Genomic DNA, 16,600 nt, shown 5'->3' with positions numbered 1-16,600 from the left:
GAGATACCGGTCATCGCCGAGGTCGACGTGCTCGTCATCGGCGGTGGTCCGGCCGGCGTCGCCGCGGCCGTGGGCGCCACGCGCCGGGGCCCGCACGCTCGTGCTCGAACGGCACGGATTCCTCGGTGGCATGTGGACCGCCGGGATGGTGCTCACGCTCGCCGGATTCAACTCCTGGCTGCGCCCGTACTCGCGCTGCGTCGCGGGCATCGGCGGCGAGTGGGTGGAGCGCGCCGAGCAGCAGGACGGCGCGCGCTTCGACAACGGCTTCGTGATCAACACGGAGCCCGAGGTCATGAAACGCGTCGCCGACGAGCTGCTGCAGGAGTCGGGCGTCGAGATGCTGTTCCATACGTGGGGCGCGACGCCGATCATGGAGGGCCCCCGCGTGGTGGGCGCGTTCGTCGAGAACAAGGACGGTCGCGGAGCGGTTCTCGCCGGTGTCACGATCGACTGCACCGGAGACGGAGACTTCATCGAGCGCAGCGGCGCGGAGTGGACGAAGTCCGACAGCCTGCAACCCATGACGATGTCGTTCCGTCTATCCGGTGCGGAACCCGACCCCACCGTGCGTCACGACGTGCCGACGCTCCTGCCGATCGGGCCGGAGGCCGGCGTGTTGCGGGATCCGATCCTCACCGAGTACTCCAGTTCGCGTCTGGACATCGTCGTCGACAGCGCGGCGATGGCCAGGGCGGCGGAGCGGGGCGAGCTGCCCCGATACGGCGGTCCCTGGTTCGGCGGGCTGGACCGCGATCTCGTCTGGGTGAACTCGACACGCATCGTGGGCGACGCCTCGGTCGCTGCCGAACTCAGCCGTGCCGAGATCGAGGGACGACAGGACACGCGCCGTATCGTCGACTACTTCACCTCCTCGGTACCGGCGTTCGAGAACGCGAAGCTGATCCAGACGAGTACTCAGATCGGGGTGCGCGAGACGCGGCGCCTGGTCGGAGAGGTCGTCATGACGGGAGACGACGTCCGTGCGGCGAGACGCTTCGAAGACAGCATCGCCGTCGGATGCTGGCCGATCGACGTGCACCCGACCGAGAAGCAGGTCGGGACGCACTCGATGTTCGTTCCCGAGCCGTTCGACATCTCCTACCGGGTGATGGTGCCCCGCGAGATCGATGGCCTGCTCGCGGCCGGTCGGTGCGTGTCGGTCGACCGTGATGCGCTCGGATCCATGCGCGTCGGCGCGACCTGCGCGGCCATCGGTCATGGTGCCGGGGTCGCGGCGGCGGTCGCCATCGCTTCGAAGGTGCAGCCCAGAGCGGTCGATATCGCACGCGTACAGGCGGTGCTGCGGGGGCAGGGAGCGATCGTGGACGTCGACGATGTCAGCTGACTCCCGTCGTCCCCATGTCGTCGTCGTGCTGTTCGACGACATGGGCTACTCCGATCTCGGCTGCTACGGATCGTCGATCCGCACACCGCACATCGATCGACTCGCGGCGGAAGGACTCCGCTACACCGGCTTCGACGTCACGCCGCTGTGCTCGCCCACCCGCGCCGCGCTGTTGACGGGTCGCAATCCGCACGCAGTCGGCATGGGCACGATCGTGCAGTTCGCCTCGGGCGATCCGGGATACACGGGATCGATACCGTCGTCGGCTGCGATGCTCCCGCTGCTGCTGAAGGACGCAGGGTACGCATCGGGACTGTTCGGGAAGTGGCATCTGAGTCCGAACGCGGCATCCGGCCCCGGCGGACCCTATGACGAATGGCCGCTGGCGAGAGGGTTCGATCGGTTCTTCGGCTTCCTCGCGGGTCGCGTGCACCAGTTCCGCCCCGAGCTCGTGCAGGACAACTCGTTCGTCGACCTGGCAGCGTATGGTGGTCGGCACATCTCGGAGATCATCGTCGACGAGGCCGTGCGATGGATCACGGATCACCGGTACGCGCGTCCGGACGACCCGTCATTCGCGATGCTCTCCTTCGGGGCGGTGCACTCCCCACACCACGCTCCGCGGGAGTATCTCGACAGATATCGCGGTGCGTTCGCCCACGGATGGGAGGAGGAGCGCCGCCGTCGTTTCGAGCGGCAGCGTGAGCTCGGTGTGATCCCGGTCGACACCGTGCTTCCCGAGGCGGATCCGGCGATCCCGGTGTGGGAGTCGTTGACCGCCGAAGAGCGAGACGTCGCAGAACGGCTGATGGAAGCGTACGCCGCCCATCTCGAACACGCCGATGCCGAACTCGGGCGGCTGCTGGATGCGATCGCGGCCGCCGACCCCGAAGGCGAGACACTCGTCGTCGTGCTGTCGGACAACGGAGCGACGAATGCCGGCGGGCCGTTGGGCGCCCTGAGCGAGGAGGCGGTGCTCAACGATGCTCCGGAAGGCGCGGTCGAGGTGGATCTCGCCGCGATCGGCACCGGCCGCTACTACAACCAGTACCCGGCCGGGTGGGGGCAGGCGTCGAACACCCCTTTCCGACGGTACAAGCACACGGTGCACGCCGGAGGCACGCGTTCGCCGCTCATCATCTCCGGTGCTCCGGTGTCCCGTCGCGGGATGCATGATGACACCCGGTCGTTCGTGACGGACCTGGTGCCGACCGTTCTCGAGCTCGCCGGCGTGGAGCCGCCTTCGACGGTGCGGGGCATCGAACAGATGCCGCTGCACGGACGCTCGCTGGTCCCGACGTTCACCGCGACGGATGCCCTCGGTGAGCGCGCACCGCAGTACTTCGAGGTCGCCGGGCACCGCGCCTTGCTCGCCGACGGCTGGAAAGCGGTCACGTTCCACCGCCAGGGCGACGACTTCGCGGATGATCGGTGGGAGCTCTATCACCTCGACGCCGACCCCGCAGAGACGACCGACCTGAGTGCCCGACATCCACAGCGGCTGGTGAAGCTCATCGAGCTGTGGAACGAACAGGCCGCTGCGAACCAGGTGTTCCCGCTCGGCAACCGGGGAAAGTCGCAGCTGTTCGCGGAACACCCCGATCGCACCCGCTGGATCTTGGTGCCCGGTATGACCCCGGTGCCGCAGGCCGCCGCGCCCGCGATCTCCGGGCACGACTTCTCGGTCGAGGTCGATCTCTCGCCCGTCGGCGGCGCGGATGAGGGAGTGCTGCTGGCGATGGGCGACAGGTTCGGCGGAGTGAGTCTGTATGTGCGGGACGGTCGATTGACGTTCGCGGTGAACGCGCTGGAGGCCGTCACCGCCGTCTCGCTCGCGCGCGGCGAACACGTCGGTGCGCGGAAGGTGCAGGCGACCCTCGTCCTGACGGAGGGTCGCTCGGCGACGATCCGGGTCGGGACGGACGTGACGAGCACCCCGGCGGACGCCGACGTCTCCTGGGTGCCGCAACTGCGGTTCTTCATGGGCTCAGCGCAGTGCGGACGCGATCAGGATGCCTCGGTCGTCCGCGACTACGACGGCCGGTTCCCCTATACGGGGCGGATTCTGCGAGCGACGGTCGAGATCCACCCGCGACCTCGGAGTGGAGAGCAATCCGAAGCCCTGCTTCGCGAGCTCATGGACGGGTGACACGCTCTCTGCTCCTGTCCGGACGGTGGTGTCGTACCGGATCGCCCGGCGAGTCCCGGCGCGCCGATCCGTTCCTGCAGGGGACGGACTTCGCTCTCGACCCTCAGTCCTCCCGCGGTGCGAGGTGCCTGGCGAAGAACCGGGCAGCATCCTCTCCTGCCTGCGGGGGTACGCCGCGGTGCCCGCCGAGGCTCGCATAGAGCGTCTTCTCGGTCGACGCGAACGCATCGAACAGGTCGAGCGCCAGCTGCCGGTCGTTGCCCTCGTCGTCCCACTGGAGGAGGACGTGCAGCGGGATCGTGATGGTCCTGGCTTCGTCGAACGTCGTCCGCGGAACATAGCTGCCCGCGAACAGGCCCGCCGCGGCGATGCGATGGTCGACGGCGGCAAGTCGCACGCCCACGGCGATGGGACCACCGGAGTAGCCGATCGGCCCGCCGATGTCGGGGAGTCCGAGCAGGGCGTCGAGCGCGCGCTGCCATTCCGGCACGGCCTGCTCGACGAGGGGCAGGACCAGTCGTTCGACGATGTCGCCGAGCGGAGACCCCGACCGCAGCGCCTGATGCAGGTCGGCCCGCGCCCGATCCATCTCCGGATCTCGGGGCGCTCGCCGCCTCCGGGGAGTTCGATGGTCGCGGTCGCGAATCCGAGTTCCGCCGAGGCGAGGGCACGCGCCGACAGGCGCGGATGCATGCCCTCCAGTCCACCGGGATGCCCCATCAGGATCAGCGGGGCGGGAGTGGATGACGGCGTCCACAGAATGCCGGGTATGTCGCCGAGAGTGAAATGACGTTCGACGACGCCGTGGGCGAGGAGGTGTGGGGAGGTGAAGTGCATGATCGCACCTTTCGGGAGCTGTTCTGAGGCGCTCCCGGACGACCTATCGTCCGACCGTGACCCCGGAGGGGAGCACCCACGTCGATTCGTTCACCGGTGCACCTCCTTCGTTCTCGCACGGACCCGGCAATGCTACCCGACGGCATCGCCTCGGACCGCTCAGCCGCCTGACGGGTTCTCGAGCGGCTTCCCGTCCTCGTCGGTGGTCTCCTCCTCGAGCACCTGGTCGGTGTCGGGGGTGTCGTCCGGGGATCCGCCGGAAGCCGTATCGGCCTCCTCGTCGGGACCGGGCGTGCCGTGGGTGTTCTGCGGGTCGCTCATCGTCTCTCCTTCGTTCGGTTCCGCGACCGTACGCCTGCGTGGTCGCCACCGTCAGGGGGTTGACGGCAGCCCGGCGTCCGCCATCCTCCCTAAGCTACGGACATGAGCGAAGACACGGGCCGCGCGGTGATCGCGGATCTCTGCCGGATCCCCAACCCGGATGCGATCGATCGGACGACCTTCGTCGAGCTCGGCGGCGTCGAGCAGTTCGTCTCGATCCGCGGTCGGAGCACGGCGAACCCCGTGCTCATCGTCTGCCACGGCGGGCCGGCCCTTCCGTCGCTGCCCTCGTCGTGGATCTGGCAGAGAGGCGTCGAAGACTACTTCACGGTCGTCAACTACGACCAGCGCGCGAGCGGCAGGTCCGCCGGGAGTGCGACCGAAGGGATGGATCTGCGCGTCGACCGCTACGTCGACGATCTTGTCGAGCTGATCGCCTGGCTCCAGGGGGAGCTGGGCGTGCAGAAGGTCGGGGTGCTCGGGCACAGCTGGGGAACCATCATCGGCCTCACGCTCGCGCAACGGAGACCCGACCTGCTCTGGGCGTACATCGGTGTCGGTCAGGTCATCTCCGGGCCCGACAACGAGGTGGAGAGCTTCGGGTTCGCGATGCGGAGCGCGATCGCCGACCAGAACGAGCAGGCCGTCGCCGAACTCACCGCCCTCGGGGAGTATCCCGGGAGCGAGCCGCTGACGCCCGAGCGGATCGTCACCTGCCGCCGCTGGGCGCAGCACTACGGCGCACTGTCGGCGTACCGATCCGACGCCGCGTATTTCATGGAGTCGCAGGAACTCTCGCCGTACTACACCGACGACGAACTGGAGTTGATCGGCGTGGGGCAGCAGGTGACGATGCCCGGCGTCCTTCCCGCGGTGCTCGGCTTCGACGCACGCGATCAGCTCACGTTCGAGGTGCCGATGCTGCAGTTCCTGGGCCGCCACGACTGGACGACACCGACGCCTCCCGTCGCACGCTGGATCGAGCGGGTGGAGGCGCCGGCGAAGCACGTCGTCTGGTTCGAGAACTCGGCGCACCTCTGCATGCACGAGGAACCCGGCAGGTTCGTGGTGAGCCTGGTGGCCCTCGCACTCCCGCACGCGGTCGCGGGGTGAATCGCACGGGCTATACATTCTCACCCGCGGGACGAGGGTGCCGGAGAAGGAGAGTGGAAAGGCGTTTCAGCAAGCACAGGACCTACTCCTTGAGGCTGGCGTTGTCCTCGCGTTCATCCCCGAGATGCCGGGTACGCAGATCAGTTGGTGTCCCGTTGGATCAACGGGACACCAACGGTCGCCGTGACGAGCCGATATGGGTCACCTGACAGTCCCTGGTCACCATCCTTCATCAACTCGCACGCGTTCTTCTGCATCCGAAGAGGAGCACCTTTGTTGATGACGGGCATAAGGCAGACGATGATGCACCTGGATGCTGCTCATCGGCAACGGCCTCGGCTACATCCTGGTGGGCGGGGCACTGTCTGGTGCGCTCGAAGCCCTGCGCGCTCGAAACGCGACGGCCGCGGACGTACTCGGATGCCCGATCGTGGACATCGGGGGAGCCGTGACCGCCGACGACATGCGCCAGGCCGTCGCCTGGCTTGCAGAAGGCGTCGCCTCGCCCAAGAATCACGAGAACGAGCAGCAGAACGTCACCGACGTCCTCTACACGGCCGACGAGATGACGTCTGTGGGTTGGTAGCAGTGGTCTTGGCCAGACTGTCACTCGTGCTCATGGGGGCCGTGTTTCTGCTCGCACAGCTCCCGGGCTGGAGCGACATCGGGTGGTTCTTGTGAACGACGAAATTACCGCGCCCACGCGGTGGGACTGACATTGCCCTGAGGAGGCCCGAATACTCTGGGCGGGTGCGTCGGCAGCGACGCATCCACCCAGCCCCGACTGTCGGCGGCCCACGGTGCCAAGCGCCCGGAGAGGCAAACATATCGGATCAGAATGAAACCCAGGTCGATTCCGACAGAATCGCTGAGCACACGGCCAAGGAGATCGCTCGGTCTCACGACGCAATTCGTTGATTCGGCGTCTTTCCCCAAGTCTCTCGTTGTATTCCAGTATGCACTGAGTATTCAGTCGAGGGTGATTGGCCCGTCATTGTGGCTGTAATGAAATCAGGCGCGGCAGGCGCCTGCGGCTGTCCTCCATTTGGGGGACAGCCACAAATCGGGCTGCTGATCCATGCTTGGTCCCAAGAGCCGCATCCCAACGCGTAGGTCGGTGGTGGAATAGCCCCGGTGCCATGTCCAATAAATGGGCCGACACGCGCATCGAAGCAGGCGTTCCCACGGTGGCTGCGGCAACACAATCACCCAATGAAAGAGGTCAGACATGCATGGACGCATATCGCCACGAAATCGGAGGTGGCGCGCAATCGCACCTCACCGCCTCGGAAGTAGACCAGGATCAGTACGACTGGTTCGTGCAGAACGGGGTAGCTCCTGAGACCGCACGCGAACTCATCGCCGAGTACAACAGCGGCGGGGAGATCGACTCCATGTCTGGTGCGAAACCCGTCGAGGTCCACACCTCGGAGATCCACGGATGGAACGTCACGCGCGCAGAATTTGCAGACGGCTCGATATCCGTATCCAAGGTGCAGATGCCCGGAGCGGAGGAGAGCGAGACCACCGGGATCTCTGTGAGAAGCGTAGGGTCCTGCGGCTCGACGTCCTCGGGCTCAGGGTGGGCGTCATATTACGACTGCGCCGTGGTCGGTTCAAATGGCGCTTGGCTGAGCATGGAATTCCGGGCAAGTTACACGCGAACCAACGCGAACACGGCAACGATTCACTCGGTCAGTTCCCCGTACGTACACGCGGTTGGTGGTACCGCCGACACTCCGTCTCTGAGCATCGTCACAGCGACCGGTACGACGGCCCACGCGAAGGCGACCACACAGTTCAACGGTGCGTACCCGATCGGCAGCAAGACGTGCACGCTGAACCTCTGGGTCACCGGCGCCTCGGCGACCACAACCCAGAACTACTAAGGAAAGGGACCAAAGAGATGATTGCGAAGGGAAAATCCCGAATCTGTGGAGCGCTCTGTGTGGCGTTCGTGATGGCGCTCGGCACACCTCAGCTTGCAGGGGCAACCGAATCTCCCTATGACACCCCCGACGTGCGAGCGTTCTTCACGGAGTACGGGGTGGACGCCGATACGCAAGACGCACTCATCGCGTCGATGGAGTCAGGCAGCATGATCGACGCGCTGAAGGCGGGCGAGGAGCCCGTGTCTTCGACGACACAGATCCGAGACGGATTCGAAGAGACAGTACTCAAGTATGCCGACGGGTCGGTCGGTGTGACCGCACTGGAGATCCCGCAACCGGCGCCGACTACGGACCTGTCGGCTCGCACAATTTCCGGATGCACCGTCTACTCGGGGGCTGGTTGGGCCTCCTCGAGCAACTGCAAGGTCAGCCACTCCGCGGCTTATGCGACTCTGAGCTTCTACGCGAACTATCAGCAGACAGCGAGCGGCGGATCCATCTCGAACCTCCGCGACGAAGATATCAGTGCCACATTTGGGTCAGTGTCGAATAAGTCGCTCACGCTGATTCGAGCGAACTCCACCTCATCTCAGCCTGCCGTAGCCACCCTGCACGGCTATTGGAGTTCCGGCAGTCTTGCTGAGGACCTTTACTTGTCGTTGCGCGTCAACGCGGGTGGCGGCTGGACCACTACGTACTAAACCAGCGTGTGTGTGCCCAGTAGTCTGACGGTTGATCACTGGGCACACACGAAGAAGGGTAGCCGTGGAAGTTCAACGAAAAGGCCAATACGACCGTAACGCCTTCGCCAGCTGCATCTTCGCGATTGCGGCGGTGCTGGCAAGTGGGCTCTGGCTGTTGGGAACGGCGCTGGCGTGCGCGGCGATTGCGTTTGCGCTCGTGTCGAGGAAGGTGACCAGGGCGGACGGCAACTTGCGTGGAGCGGGCTTCGCGCTCGCTGGCTTCCTCGTGGGGGGTGCAGTGCTCCTGTTCGCGACCGTTGGCCCGTCGTTGCTTTCGCTGCTTCTTTTCGCCATCGCACCGCCGCCCCAGTAGCCCTCCGTGCGCAAACCACTGCAGCTCGGTCAGCCGACCGCGTAGGGTCGCCGCGAATTGTTCGGTTTCGTGAAGTGCGGTGGGGTCGCTACCGCGCGCGTGGAGTTGCGCTTGGAGGTGTGCGAGGCGCCGTTCGACTTCCGATGTGGTGTGTTGCTGTCGCCGTAGGTGGTCGTTGCTACGTGCGAGCATGTTCCGTGCGCTCTCGAGTTCCTGTCGGCTTCGTGACGAGTTGTTCGATGTCTGGCACCCTTCGGAAGGGGTGAAACACGCGCCAGGGAGCGTCGCCGGACGCGGAAGCGGCAGATGCTTCAGTCGAAGAAGTCGGCGGGCGCGATGTCGGAGATCGCGGCGGCGAGCGCGTCTGCGGAGAGCGGTTCGTCGGCTTGCAGCCACCAGGTCAGCACGCCCATCAGCCCATGGGCCATGTAGCGCGCGGTGACCTCCGGGTCGCCGTGGACGTGTCGGCGGGTGCGCAGGGTCGTGAGGGCCTGATCGGCGAAGACCTCGATCATCGCGGTGGCGAACTGGTCGCTGGAAGACAGCAGCGTCCGGTAGACGTCGCGTCGGCGTTCGATGAAGCGCGTGAGGTCCGAGACCAGGCGTGAGTTGACCTCGCGCTTGGAGCGGCCGTCGACCACGGCCGCTCGGGCCAGGACCACGAGCGCATCGCTGAACTCGCTCAGGGCGGTGATGGCCAGGTCCCCGGTTCCGCGGAAGTGCGTGTAGAAGGCGGAGCGTGTGACGCCGGCGCGCTCGACCACGGCGGTGACGGTGATCGGGTGCTCCTGCTGCTCGAGCAGGGCGAGGTAAGCGGAGGTGAGCTTGGCGCGGGTGCGCAGCACGCGCGGGTCGTCGTTGTCGACGCGCTGCGACCGGAGCTGGTCCTGCATGCTCATCCGAGCTCCCTCCTCGCACACCCACTCTAGAGAATGCACACAGGGCCCCGCGCTCACAGCGCGGGACCCGATGTGGTCGCTCGAGGTCAGGCCGGTCGGTAGCCGGGGCGCAGCGACGGGGGGATCACGCCCTCGGGAATGGGGCGGTCGTAGGGAGTCTCGGCGATGATCGCGTCGAACTCGCTCTTCGCGGCGTGCAGCAGGGCGGGGTCGGTCAGCAGGTCGAACGCCGTGGCCGCCATCGCCGTCGCGCCGTGGATCATGCCCTTGTGCGCCGCCGGGCTCTTCCCTGCGCGACCATCTGCCACGAGTGCGGCGGTGTGCCCAGTGCCGCGGTCCCCGCCATGATCTGCACGGTCGGGGTCACCCAGCTCACATCGCCCACGTCGGTGGATCCGGTCATCTGCCCTCGCCGGTTCGGGTCGGCGAGCGGGAACACGCCGTCGAAGTAGGGTGGCGTGTCCGGTGCGAGACCGCGGAGCCGCCGGGCGTTGCGCTCAGCGCCCTCGGGAAGACCCTCCGCGATGCGGCGCCCGTACTCCTGGTCGGCGTCGTCGAACGGGACCCCGCCGAGCTCGACCACGTTCGCGTACAGCCTCTCCTCGAGCGTGCGATTGGGCAGCAGCTCTGCGCAGGCGCCGTCGAACTCGATCTCCAGCTCGGTCTCGGTCATGAGCGCGGCACCCTGAGCGACCTTCACCACGCGCTCGTACAGGGCGCGCATCCGGGCGACCGTGGGGGAGCGGACGATGTAATACAGCTCGGCGGTCGGCTGGACCACGTTGGCGGACGGTCCACCCGCGTCGGTGAACGCATAGTGGATGCGCTCGGAGTCGTCGATGTGCTCGCGCAGGAAGTTGACCCCGACGTTCATGAGCTCTGCGGCGTCGAGCGCACTGCGACCGAACTGGGGCGCGGCCCCCGCGTGCGAGGGGATGCCACGGAACCGGAAATACGCCTGCGTGTACGCCAGCGACTTCCACTGATCCGCCGACATGCTGTCGCCCGGGTGGTTGGTGACGGCGGCGTCCACGTCGTCGAACGCGCCGGCGGCGACCATGAAGGTCTTGCCGGCCGCGCCCTCTTCTGCGGGGCATCCGTAGTAGCGCACGGTGCCGGGCAGGCCGGACTCGGCGAGCTGTCTGGCTGTCGCGACCGCAGCCAGCAGGGATCCTGCGCCGAGGAGGTTGTGCCCGCAGCCGTGTCCCGCGTCGGTGCCGCTCGCGGTGTCGGGCGCGCGCACCGCAGAGCCCGCCTCCTGGCTGAGCGATGCCAGAGCGTCGTACTCGCCGAGGAAGCCGATCACGGGCGCCCCCGAGCCCCACTCGGCGGAGAATGCGGTGGGAACGCCGCCCGCCTCGCGGGTGATCCGCGCGCCGAACTCCTCGGCGGCCTCGATCTGCTTCTGCATGGACCGGTGCTCTTCCCAACGGAGCTCCGGGTGGTCCCAGATCTCGTCGCTCAGCCGCGTGAACCTCGGGGCGAGCTCGTCCACGATGGGCTTCACGGCCGACACCGATGTCGTCGTCTCTGCGCTCGTCATCTTCTGTTCCTCTCGTTGTGTGTTCTCGGTCACGCCGCGTCCTGCGCGGTGGAATCGGCTGTGGCGGGCGTGGTCTTCATGCCTCGCGGCAGGAAGAGCGACAACAGGATGGTGGCCACCACCGAGATCGCGATGCCGAACGCGGCGAGGATCGGGAACAGCGGTGTGAGCACCAGCTGCACGACGAGTCCGACGACGACGGCGATGGTCAGGATGCGCGGCTGCGGATTGCCGGCGATCATCTGCACGACCACTCCGCCCATGACCGCGGGCAGGACGAACGTCTGGATCGACGTGACGACGTCGGCGGGGATGACATTCAGCACCACGGTGCCGAGGATGCCGACGAAGATGAGCAGGCTGATCAGGTGCGCGGCCGCGGCGCCGCAGATCGCGAGCACCGCCGCGAGCTGTCCGCGCTTGGTCTCGGGCTTGGCGCCGATGGCGGACTGGGCGACGATCGCGGAGGGCAGCAGCTTGTTCGAGATGTTGCCGATCATGAACGCCTGGTACATGCTCGCTGGGCCGAGGATCGGGAAGTACGAGAGCGGTTCGATGAACCAGATCACGCCGAACGCCACGGCGATCGCCAGCACCCCGCTCAGGACGGCGACCGGCTGGACGCCGAGCTGGGCGGCGACGATGGCGGGGCCTCCGATCATGACGATCATGGCGGCGATCATCGTGAGGCGACCCCAGCGGGAGGTCGTCTTGTCGAACGCCGCCCAGGCGACGCTCGCGCTGTCATCGGTCATCGGTGAACCTCCAGGGGTGCGGTCCGTGGCGGTCATGCGATGCCCGCCTTGCTGACGAGGACGCCGACGGTGATGCCGACGACCAAGGAGATGCCCAGTGCCCACTCCCGCAGCCACGAGGCGCCGGTCGCTTTCGCGATCCACAGGCAGACGCCCATCGTCGCGCCGCTGGCGAGGACGACGATCGTGGCGGCGAGGCCTCTCTGGAACTGCTGGATGCCGAAGGTCCCGAATGCTCCGAAGAGAGCGGCGGTCGGGATGATCGCCATCGCGGCGGATGCTCTCGCGCTCGTGCCTGACTCGAGCTTGCGGTTGCCACGCTTGAGCAGCGGCGTCGCGATGAGCGTGACGAGCATCCATCCTGCCCCGGCGAGGGCGATGCACAGCAGGACCGTCGCGAAGACGGCCTGCGTGTAGCCCGCGCCGCCGAGCTCTGCGCCCTGCGTGCCGGACGCGATGCCGGCGGCGGCGACTTCGAAGGCCGCCGAGCCGATCAATCCGATGCGGGTGAGGACTCCCGGTGTGCCGAACACGCTGATCAGCGTGATGGCGATGAGGGCGACCGCCAGCGACGGGCCGATCGCGGCGATGGCGCCGGACCGGAACGAGGTCTTGACGTCGGTCTCCGACATCCCGACGGCCGGTGCTGCTCTGCGTACGGCGAAGAAGTAGATGACGGTCTGGAGGGCGATCACGGCGAAGACGGCGACGGCGCAGATCCAGAGGATCGGCTGATTCGCAGCGCCGAGGATGTCGGTCGAACCGGGGTCGAGCGTGGCGGCAACGTCGCTCATGGCGAGCTCCTTCGAGGGATGCGATCGAACGTGTTCTCCATAATGGACACTGTCCGATTACGGCGACAGACCTCTCGTGTTGCGGGCGTGTAACGAATCAGGATCTGCCTCGGTGTCTCGGATTCCTCTTGTATGCAAAGTTCTTGTGTGCAAGGCTTTCGACATGACGCCGCACGCGCTCGACGACTCGCTCTGCCACGCGTTGTACACGGCCACGCAGGCGACGGTCCGGTTGTATCGAGACCTCCTCGCGCCGTGGGGGCTGAGCTATCAGCAAGTGGTCCTGCTCGCGGTGCTGTGGGACCAGGGCGAGCTGACCGCCGGGAAGATCGCCGAGCACCTGCACCTGGACTCCAGCAGCGTGACGGGATTGCTGACACGCATGGAGACGGCAGGTCTCGTGGAGCGCTCGGTCGACGCGGCGGACCGGCGCCGGGTGCTGGTGCGCTCCACCGCTCGAGGCCTGGCGATCCGCGATGAGCTCGGGTGGCTCGAAGACTGCATCGCCCGTGCTCTCGGCGTCGAAGCCGACGAGGCGCGTGACCTCCTGGCCCGGTTGAGCGCGCTCCGCGAGAGCGTGAAGGCGTTCCCCCCGGACGACGTCCACTCTGACGCAGGACGGGAGTCTGCGCTGCAGACCTCATGACACCCAAAGGAGACACCATGGAGCTGAACCCCATCCCCGTGACCACCCTGAACGGAGCACCGACGACGTTCGGCTCGCTTTCCGACGGCAAGGTGGCCCTCGTCGTCAACGTCGCTTCGCGGTGCGGGCTCGCCCCGCAGTACGAGAAGCTGGAGCAGCTCCAGCGCACCTACGCGGAGCGGGGGTTCACCGTGATCGGCTTCCCCAGCAACCAGTTCCTTCAGGAACTCGGCTCTTCCGAGGCGATCGCCGAGTACTGCTCGGCGACGTGGGGTGTCAGCTTTCCCATGACCGAGAAGGTCCGGCTGAACGGCAGAGGGGCGCACCCCCTCTACAAGGAGCTGACGACGGTCGCCGACGACGAGGGCAAGGCGGGAAAGGTGACGTGGAACTTCGAGAAGTTCCTCGTGCACCCGGACGGACGTGTCAAGCGCTTCCGTCCTCGCACCGAGCCCGATGACCCGAAGGTGGTCACTGCGATCGAGGAGTGGCTCGACGTCGCAGAGTGAGGAAGACGCCCGGCGCCCCCGGGCGTCCTCCTCGATCAGGGGAGCGCACGACGGGGGCGAAGCCAAGCCGCGGTCAGCGCGATCGCGACGAGGGCGGAGACCGGTAGCCAGAATGGTGCGGTGCCGACCTCGGGAGACCACCCGCCCGCGCCGATGAGCACGACGAGCGCGGCGACTCCGAGCGCCCCACCCAGCTGGTTCACGACGAACAGGATCGTGCTTCCGGACGGGATGAGGGGTGCGGGCAGGACCCGGTAGATCGTCGAGACGGTCGGGCTTCCGATCGAGCCGAGGCCGATGCCGATCGCGAGGGCGATTCCCGCGTAGTGCCACAGGGGAGTGGACGCTCCCGTGGTGAGCAGCGCAAGGAAACCCGCGACTCCCAGCCCGGCGCCGGACCAGACCAGGATCCGGCCGTCGACACGGTCGCTGAGGCGCCCGGCGACGGGCATCGCGATCAGGGTGCCGAGTCCGAACGGGAGCATCAGGAGGCCGGCCGCCGTCGCACTGAGCCCGGCCACGCCCGTGTAGTAGAGGGGGAGCCCGAAGAACAGCGGGTAGATGGCCGCGCCCATGAGCGCCATCACGGTCACCGCAGGACCGAATCCTCTGGCGCGGAAGGTCGCGAGGTTCACGATCGCCCGGTCGCCCCGCCGTCGCGCCCAGAGCACGAATCCGACGAGGAGCACGATGGCGGCGGCGAGGGCAGCGATCGTGATGCCGTCGAAGCCGGATGCCGACGATCCGCGGGACAGTCCGTACAGCCCGAGCATGGTGGCGAGTGCGAGCAGCAGCAACCCCGGCAAGTCCAACCGAATCGTGTCGCGCGCCTGCCCGCGCAGGACGACGAGCGAGCCGAGCAAGACCATGACGGCGATGACGGCGGTGAACAGGAACGTCCAGCGCCACCCCAGCGAGTCGATGACGATGCCGCCGAGCGCGGGGCCGGCGAGAGGCCCGACCGAGATCACGGCGGCCACGCTGCCCATGACGCGACCTATGCGTTCCGGCCCCGCGAGCTGCGCCAGGGCGGTGAGCATGACGGGTTCGAGCGCGCCACCCCCAGACCCTGGACCGCCCGGGCCGCGGTGAGCGCACCGAAGTCGCCGGCGAACGCGGACATCAGCGACCCGACGGTGAACAAGCCGACCGCGACGAGCCAGGTGGCGCGGATGCCGTAGCGGACGCTCGCCCAGCCGCTGACGGGGATCGCGATACCCGCGGCGAGGAGGAATGCGGTGGTCACCCACTGTGCGGCGTCCACACCGGCGTCGAACTCCGACACCAGATCGGGGACGGCGACGCCGACGACGGTGGTGCTCAACACGGCGAGGACGCCGCCGGGCACGAGGACGGCTGCGGTGGCGCCGAGAGAAGCGGGAGGCCTGGTTGACGTGTCAGTACGAGTTTTTGTACGCATGAGTACAACTGTACTCCCACGTATAGTCCGTGCGACCGCGAAGTACACTGAGGACATGAAGACGGCGACCGGATCACGCGTGGACAAGGGCGAGGCGATCCTCGCGGCCGCACTGATCGTCTTCGGGCGGGACGGGTTCACCGACGGCACCGTCGACGAGATCGCGCGGAACGCGGGGGTCGCCAAGCCCACTGTCTACAATCGCTTCGGCGACAAACAGGCGCTCTTCACCGCAGCCGTGAAGCACGGCTCGCAGCAGGCCAACGACCGTGTGCTCGAGGTGATCGCCTCGCTCGATCTGACGCCCACGGATCTTCGGAAAGAGCTCGAGCGGTTGGGCCGCGCCCTCGTCGATTGCGTCTCGCACGCCCATGGCGCCGCGCTCATGCGCCTGCAGTTCGCGGAGCGGACGCGATTCCCGGAACTGCTCGACGGGATCAGGGACTCGAATCGTGCGCGCACCATCGACGCGCTCGCCGGAAAGCTCGCGCAACTGTCCACGTCCGGATACCTGCGACTACGGGACGCACCCCGCGCCGCACGGCAGTTCATGTCCCTCGTGACGGACGATGCCCTGTCGGCGAGCGGATTCGGCGGGCGCACGCTCGCCGAATCCGAACTCGATCAGCCCGTCAAAGACGGCGTCGACACGTTCCTCGCGGCGTTCGGGCCGCGGGAGTCCGACCTCGGGTCCCGCTGACGGGTCGCGAGCGCCCGCCAGGGCGAGGCGGTGCTCACTGCACGAACCACGCGGCGACAGCCATGCCGATCGCCCCCAGCCCGGCCACGGTCGCCACCGCGCAGCCCCACCACGGTGAGAGGCGGCGTCGTCCGGCTGTCGGGTGCAGGCGTGGGGGTCGGGCTGTGCGAGACATGGATTCCTGGTTCGCGTCATGATCGGAGCTGCGGGCGAGGGCGCCGATCCTCGCGTCACGGGATCAGGCCTCTCGCAGGGGCATGTCGAGCAGTGGCGATATATCCCCCAGAAGGAAGACGCTCAGCGGGCCGATCCATTACGCGGCTCTGACGGACCGACGTCGCGGAGCCGCACCTGGTCGAGGAGACTCCGCGGCGGGATCTCATCCGACAGCCGGGCCAAGGTGCTGGCCGCATTCGAGGCTCCGCACGCCACACCCAGTGCCAGATGGGTCGGCCACGACGCGGTGGACCTGGCGACGATGCTCCAGACGAGTCCCGCGGTGAATGCGTCCCCGAGCCCACCGCGCTGCGCGTCGCTACGGTCGGAGCATCGATGGCCCAGGAGGTGGAGGCGATCTCCGCACGCACAGGCTTCGAACCGTCGGTGATGATGACCGCT

General features: G+C 67.3%; 20 protein-coding genes. 10 read left to right on the top strand and 10 right to left on the bottom strand.

The genetic code is table 11. The features are described 5' to 3' along the window. Positions 1-43: 43 nt before the first annotated feature. Both G4G29_RS17080 and G4G29_RS17075 read left to right on the top strand, forming a co-directional pair. The gene (locus G4G29_RS17080) at positions 44-1,348 is read left to right on the top strand and encodes an FAD-dependent oxidoreductase (protein WP_274601196.1); all 1,305 of its coding nucleotides are present in this window, start codon (positions 44-46) and stop codon (positions 1,346-1,348) included. Then, on the top strand, positions 1,338-3,497 hold the full coding sequence (locus tag G4G29_RS17075) for an arylsulfatase (protein ID WP_183150936.1): 2,160 nt from the start codon (positions 1,338-1,340) through the stop codon (positions 3,495-3,497). The genes G4G29_RS17080 and G4G29_RS17075 overlap by 11 nt, the downstream gene beginning before the upstream one ends. 103 nt (positions 3,498-3,600) lie before the next feature. On the opposite strand, the gene G4G29_RS17070 is transcribed toward G4G29_RS17075, so the two are convergent. After that, positions 3,601-4,086 (bottom strand): hypothetical protein, encoded by a 486-nt coding sequence (locus G4G29_RS17070; protein WP_244632140.1) that lies wholly within the window; start codon positions 4,084-4,086, stop codon positions 3,601-3,603. 407 nt (positions 4,087-4,493) lie between these two features. Continuing rightward, positions 4,494-4,655 (bottom strand): hypothetical protein, encoded by a 162-nt coding sequence (locus G4G29_RS17065; RefSeq protein ID WP_183150935.1) that lies wholly within the window; start codon positions 4,653-4,655, stop codon positions 4,494-4,496. A 102-nt stretch (positions 4,656-4,757) separates the two neighbouring features. Between G4G29_RS17065 and G4G29_RS17060 the strand changes: the two genes are divergently transcribed. The 5 genes from G4G29_RS17060 to G4G29_RS17040 all read left to right on the top strand — a co-directional run bounded on the left by G4G29_RS17060 (position 4,758) and on the right by G4G29_RS17040 (position 8,716). Next, positions 4,758-5,768, top strand: coding sequence for an alpha/beta hydrolase (locus G4G29_RS17060; protein ID WP_183150934.1), 1,011 nt, complete (start codon positions 4,758-4,760; stop codon positions 5,766-5,768). A 313-nt stretch (positions 5,769-6,081) separates the two neighbouring features. Then, entirely contained in the window at positions 6,082-6,354 is a 273-nt protein-coding gene (locus G4G29_RS17055) for a hypothetical protein (RefSeq protein WP_183150933.1), read from the top strand. A 553-nt stretch (positions 6,355-6,907) separates the two neighbouring features. Continuing rightward, the gene (locus G4G29_RS17050; protein ID WP_183150932.1) at positions 6,908-7,657 is read left to right on the top strand and encodes a DUF5626 family protein; all 750 of its coding nucleotides are present in this window, start codon (positions 6,908-6,910) and stop codon (positions 7,655-7,657) included. A 59-nt stretch (positions 7,658-7,716) separates the two neighbouring features. Then, positions 7,717-8,361: a hypothetical protein gene (locus G4G29_RS17045; RefSeq protein WP_210274194.1), complete on the top strand. Its 645-nt coding sequence runs from the start codon at positions 7,717-7,719 to the stop codon at positions 8,359-8,361. 64 nt (positions 8,362-8,425) lie between these two features. Beyond that, positions 8,426-8,716 carry a hypothetical protein gene (locus tag G4G29_RS17040; protein WP_183150930.1) on the top strand — a complete coding sequence of 97 codons (291 nt, stop codon included), beginning with the start codon at positions 8,426-8,428 and terminating at the stop codon, positions 8,714-8,716. A 311-nt stretch (positions 8,717-9,027) separates the two neighbouring features. Here the strand turns inward: G4G29_RS17040 and G4G29_RS17035 are convergent, their stop codons facing one another. From G4G29_RS17035 to G4G29_RS17020, 5 genes are all read right to left on the bottom strand, one after another. Then, on the bottom strand, positions 9,028-9,615 hold the full coding sequence (locus G4G29_RS17035; protein WP_183150929.1) for a TetR/AcrR family transcriptional regulator: 588 nt from the start codon (positions 9,613-9,615) through the stop codon (positions 9,028-9,030). 86 nt (positions 9,616-9,701) lie between these two features. Beyond that, positions 9,702-9,878 carry a hypothetical protein gene (locus tag G4G29_RS20750; protein ID WP_202045332.1) on the bottom strand — a complete coding sequence of 59 codons (177 nt, stop codon included), beginning with the start codon at positions 9,876-9,878 and terminating at the stop codon, positions 9,702-9,704. Continuing rightward, complete coding sequence (locus tag G4G29_RS17030; protein WP_202045330.1) at positions 9,875-11,158, bottom strand: amidohydrolase; 1,284 nt, start codon at positions 11,156-11,158, stop codon at positions 9,875-9,877. Before G4G29_RS17030 ends, G4G29_RS20750 begins: the two co-directional genes overlap by 4 nt. A gap of 29 nt (positions 11,159-11,187) precedes the next feature. Then, entirely contained in the window at positions 11,188-11,913 is a 726-nt protein-coding gene (locus G4G29_RS17025) for a hypothetical protein (protein ID WP_183150928.1), read from the bottom strand. 32 nt (positions 11,914-11,945) lie between these two features. Beyond that, entirely contained in the window at positions 11,946-12,707 is a 762-nt protein-coding gene (locus G4G29_RS17020) for a DUF5058 family protein (protein WP_183150927.1), read from the bottom strand. Between the two features lie 163 nt (positions 12,708-12,870). On the opposite strand from G4G29_RS17020, the gene G4G29_RS17015 reads away from it, so the two are divergent. Further along, positions 12,871-13,353, top strand: a complete 483-nt coding sequence (locus G4G29_RS17015; RefSeq protein ID WP_183150926.1) for a MarR family transcriptional regulator — start codon at positions 12,871-12,873, stop codon at positions 13,351-13,353. Between the two features lie 17 nt (positions 13,354-13,370). Then, positions 13,371-13,862, top strand: coding sequence for a glutathione peroxidase (locus tag G4G29_RS17010; RefSeq protein WP_183150925.1), 492 nt, complete (start codon positions 13,371-13,373; stop codon positions 13,860-13,862). 35 nt (positions 13,863-13,897) lie between these two features. Here the strand turns inward: G4G29_RS17010 and G4G29_RS17005 are convergent, their stop codons facing one another. Together G4G29_RS17005 and G4G29_RS23600 are read right to left on the bottom strand one after the other, a co-directional pair. Next, the gene (locus G4G29_RS17005; RefSeq protein ID WP_183150924.1) at positions 13,898-14,902 is read right to left on the bottom strand and encodes an MFS transporter; all 1,005 of its coding nucleotides are present in this window, start codon (positions 14,900-14,902) and stop codon (positions 13,898-13,900) included. Then, positions 14,860-15,282, bottom strand: a complete 423-nt coding sequence (locus G4G29_RS23600) for an MFS transporter (protein WP_183150923.1) — start codon at positions 15,280-15,282, stop codon at positions 14,860-14,862. The genes G4G29_RS17005 and G4G29_RS23600 overlap by 43 nt, the downstream gene beginning before the upstream one ends. 55 nt (positions 15,283-15,337) lie before the next feature. Here G4G29_RS23600 and G4G29_RS16995 point away from each other — a divergent pair, with 55 nt between their 5' ends. Further along, positions 15,338-15,982, top strand: a complete 645-nt coding sequence (locus G4G29_RS16995; RefSeq protein WP_183150922.1) for a TetR/AcrR family transcriptional regulator — start codon at positions 15,338-15,340, stop codon at positions 15,980-15,982. 34 nt (positions 15,983-16,016) lie between these two features. On the opposite strand, the gene G4G29_RS16990 is transcribed toward G4G29_RS16995, so the two are convergent. Then, positions 16,017-16,157 carry a hypothetical protein gene (locus G4G29_RS16990; protein WP_183150921.1) on the bottom strand — a complete coding sequence of 47 codons (141 nt, stop codon included), beginning with the start codon at positions 16,155-16,157 and terminating at the stop codon, positions 16,017-16,019. Positions 16,158-16,600 lie beyond the last annotated feature (443 nt).

It is taken from the genome of Microbacterium sp. Se63.02b (assembly GCF_014171575.1).
Taxonomy (GTDB): Bacteria; Actinomycetota; Actinomycetes; order Actinomycetales; family Microbacteriaceae; genus Microbacterium.
Note: the sequence above shows the minus strand (reverse complement) of the source record. Positions and strands in the feature narration are given on the sequence as shown.

Bases quoted from the DNA above. Each gene is read 5' to 3' on its own strand.
- G4G29_RS17075 (WP_183150936.1), top strand. From the start codon at position 1,338: ATGTCAGCTGACTCCCGTCGTCCCCATGTCGTCGTCGTGCTGTTCGAC.
- G4G29_RS17070 (WP_244632140.1), bottom strand. From the start codon at position 4,086: ATGGATCGGGCGCGGGCCGACCTGCATCAGGCGCTGCGGTCGGGGTCT.
- G4G29_RS17065 (WP_183150935.1), bottom strand. From the start codon at position 4,655: ATGAGCGACCCGCAGAACACCCACGGCACGCCCGGTCCCGACGAGGAG.
- G4G29_RS17060 (WP_183150934.1), top strand. From the start codon at position 4,758: ATGAGCGAAGACACGGGCCGCGCGGTGATCGCGGATCTCTGCCGGATC.
- G4G29_RS17055 (WP_183150933.1), top strand. From the start codon at position 6,082: ATGCTGCTCATCGGCAACGGCCTCGGCTACATCCTGGTGGGCGGGGCA.
- G4G29_RS17050 (WP_183150932.1), top strand. From the start codon at position 6,908: ATGTCCAATAAATGGGCCGACACGCGCATCGAAGCAGGCGTTCCCACG.
- G4G29_RS17035 (WP_183150929.1), bottom strand. From the start codon at position 9,615: ATGAGCATGCAGGACCAGCTCCGGTCGCAGCGCGTCGACAACGACGAC.
- G4G29_RS20750 (WP_202045332.1), bottom strand. From the start codon at position 9,878: ATGATCCACGGCGCGACGGCGATGGCGGCCACGGCGTTCGACCTGCTG.
- G4G29_RS17030 (WP_202045330.1), bottom strand. From the start codon at position 11,158: ATGACGAGCGCAGAGACGACGACATCGGTGTCGGCCGTGAAGCCCATC.
- G4G29_RS17025 (WP_183150928.1), bottom strand. From the start codon at position 11,913: ATGACCGATGACAGCGCGAGCGTCGCCTGGGCGGCGTTCGACAAGACG.
- G4G29_RS17020 (WP_183150927.1), bottom strand. From the start codon at position 12,707: ATGAGCGACGTTGCCGCCACGCTCGACCCCGGTTCGACCGACATCCTC.
- G4G29_RS17015 (WP_183150926.1), top strand. From the start codon at position 12,871: ATGACGCCGCACGCGCTCGACGACTCGCTCTGCCACGCGTTGTACACG.
- G4G29_RS17010 (WP_183150925.1), top strand. From the start codon at position 13,371: ATGGAGCTGAACCCCATCCCCGTGACCACCCTGAACGGAGCACCGACG.
- G4G29_RS17005 (WP_183150924.1), bottom strand. From the start codon at position 14,902: ATGCTCACCGCCCTGGCGCAGCTCGCGGGGCCGGAACGCATAGGTCGC.
- G4G29_RS23600 (WP_183150923.1), bottom strand. From the start codon at position 15,282: ATGCGTACAAAAACTCGTACTGACACGTCAACCAGGCCTCCCGCTTCT.
- G4G29_RS16995 (WP_183150922.1), top strand. From the start codon at position 15,338: ATGAAGACGGCGACCGGATCACGCGTGGACAAGGGCGAGGCGATCCTC.
- G4G29_RS16990 (WP_183150921.1), bottom strand. From the start codon at position 16,157: ATGTCTCGCACAGCCCGACCCCCACGCCTGCACCCGACAGCCGGACGA.